The sequence below is a fragment of the Acidovorax sp. HMWF018 genome, assembly GCF_003061035.1.
In the GTDB taxonomy this organism is placed as follows: Bacteria; Pseudomonadota; Gammaproteobacteria; order Burkholderiales; family Burkholderiaceae_C; genus Acidovorax; species Acidovorax delafieldii.
This window is the reverse complement of the sequence record NZ_QAIM01000376.1, coordinates 1-2,088: the sequence shown is the minus strand read 5'-3', so window position 1 is coordinate 2,088 and position 2,088 is coordinate 1. Positions and strand designations below refer to the sequence as shown.

At 68.6% G+C, this 2,088-nt stretch carries 3 protein-coding genes; all 3 read left to right on the top strand.

The genetic code is table 11. From position 1 onward, the window contains the following. Positions 1 to 674, top strand: a 674-nt coding sequence (locus DBR23_RS14505; protein ID WP_233250465.1) for a DMT family transporter, incomplete at its 5' end; no start/stop codon positions are given. 46 nt (positions 675 to 720) lie between these two features. Continuing rightward, the gene (tsaB, locus tag DBR23_RS14500; protein WP_108498721.1) at positions 721 to 1,434 is read left to right on the top strand and encodes a tRNA (adenosine(37)-N6)-threonylcarbamoyltransferase complex dimerization subunit type 1 TsaB; all 714 of its coding nucleotides are present in this window, start codon (positions 721 to 723) and stop codon (positions 1,432 to 1,434) included. A gap of 25 nt (positions 1,435 to 1,459) precedes the next feature. Then, on the top strand, positions 1,460 to 1,960 hold the full coding sequence (rimI, locus tag DBR23_RS14495) for a ribosomal protein S18-alanine N-acetyltransferase (RefSeq protein WP_056068154.1): 501 nt from the start codon (positions 1,460 to 1,462) through the stop codon (positions 1,958 to 1,960). Positions 1,961 to 2,088 lie beyond the last annotated feature (128 nt).

Below are 2,088 nucleotides of genomic sequence, written 5' to 3'. Positions count from 1 at the left end.
ATTCAGGGTTCTTCCATGCACCGGCCACCCATGCGGCGGTGCTCATGCCGGGCAGCTTGCCGCTGTGGACGGCCCTGCTGGCCGCCTGGTTGCTGCGCGACCACATCACGCCGCTGCGCGCTGCAGGCCTGGCGCTGATCGTGGCGGGCGACCTGCTGGTGGGTGGGCGCAGTCTGCTGGCGGCGTTTTCGGGCGGGGACGTCTGGAAGGGCGACCTGCTGTTCATGCTGGCCGCGTCGTCCTGGGCCACCTACAGCGTGCTGGCGCGGCGCCACGCGGTCGATGCGGTGCAGGCCACCATCGCCATCACCGCGTTTGCCTGCGTGGTGTACCTGCCCAGCTATGCGCTGCTGGTCTGGCTGGGCGCGGTCACCAGCCACCTGGCCCAGGCGCCATGGAGCGAGATCGCGTTCCAGATGCTGTTCCAGGGTGGTGGCTCCGTGGTGGTCTCCGGCATTGGTTTCACGCGCATGATCCAGCACTACGGCCCCGTGCGCTCGACCATGATCACGGCCCTGGTGCCCGGTCTGTCCGCCATGGGGGCGGTGATTTTCCTGGACGAGCCGATGCACTGGAATCTGGTGGCCGGCCTGCTGCTGGTCACCGCCGGTATCCTCCTGGGCGTGCTGCGCAAAAGCCAGGCCCCGTCCACCCCAGCCACAGCCACCTCCTGAGCGCCTGCTCACCGACCGCGCCACCCAAGATCTTCCAACCCTGCCCATGAATCTGCTCGCCTTTGACACCAGCACCGACACCCTCTCCATCGCCGTGCAGCATGGCGATGGGGTCTGGCAGCACCAGGGGCCGGGGGGCGCACAGGCCTCGGCGGCGCTGATCCCCGCCGTGCGTGCGCTGATGGCGCAGGCGGGCCTGACTTTCGACATGCTGGATGCGGTGGTGTTCGGGCGCGGCCCTGGCTCTTTCACCGGACTGCGCACCGCCTGCGCCGTGGCCCAGGGGCTGGCCTTTGGCGCCAAGGGCGGTCAGGGCGTGCCGGTATTGCCCGTGGACACCCTGCTGGCCGTGGCAGAGGAAGCACGCCAGCAACACGGTTGCACCCACGTGATGGCGGTGCTGGATGCCCGCATGGACGAGGTCTACCACGCGCGCTGCGAATGGTTGCCCGCCGAAGCCCGCTGGCACGCAGACGAAGACTTTGGCCTGGGGGCGCCCGAGTCGGTGCAGCCGCCAGATGGCTGGACGGTAGCCGGCAATGCCCGCGCAGCCTATGGCGACCGGCTGGCACCGACCGCCACGCACGTCACCGCTTTGCCCACCGCCACGGCCCTGCTGCGCCTGGCGCCCGCGCTGATTGCAGCGGGCCATGCCGTGGCCGCTGGTGACGCCCTGCCGCGCTATATCCGCGATAAAGTGGCGCAAACCACCGCCGAACGCGCCGCACTGCGCGCCGCCCAGGCGGCTGTGAAGCCCTGAAAAAAAATGGGTGAACGAATCCAGCATGAGCGCACTGCCTACCTCCTCCACATCGCCGTCCGATGCCAGCCAAAACCGCCCCGAGGCGCGTTTTGAGGCCCTGACCCTGGCCCGGCTCGATGCCGTGCTGGCCGTGGAGCAGCGCGCCTATTCGCACCCCTGGACGCGTGGCAACTTCACCGACGCCATGGCGTCTGGCTACGAGACGCAGCTCCTGATGGCGGACGACCATCTGCTGGGCTACTTTGTGGCCATGATGGGGGTGGATGAGGTGCACCTGCTCAACATCACCGTCACCCCCGAATACCAGCGCCAGGGCTGGGCCCGCGTGCTGCTGGACGCCCTGGCCTTGTGGTCACGCGGGCGCGGTGCACAATGGCTGTGGCTGGAGGTGCGGGCGAGCAACCTGCGCGCCCAGCAGATCTACCAGACCCACGGATTCCGCCGCGTGGGCGACCGCAAGCGTTACTACCCCGCAGCACACGGACAGCGCGAAGATGCCGTGGTCATGAGCCTGGCGCTCTGACCCCGCACCGCACCCCGTACCTGCTGAACCACCGATGGCCTGTTTTCTTTCCGTATGAGCCTCCACCTCGATGCGCGCCAGCGCGCCATGCTGCAAGAAATGGGCGTCACCGTGTGGGGCCCATCCCC

What these genes read in the sequence shown, in the direction of transcription:
- tsaB (WP_108498721.1), top strand. Translation starts at nt 721, where the DNA reads ATGAATCTGCTCGCCTTTGACACCAGCACCGACACCCTCTCCATCGCC.
- rimI (WP_056068154.1), top strand. Translation starts at nt 1,460, where the DNA reads ATGAGCGCACTGCCTACCTCCTCCACATCGCCGTCCGATGCCAGCCAA.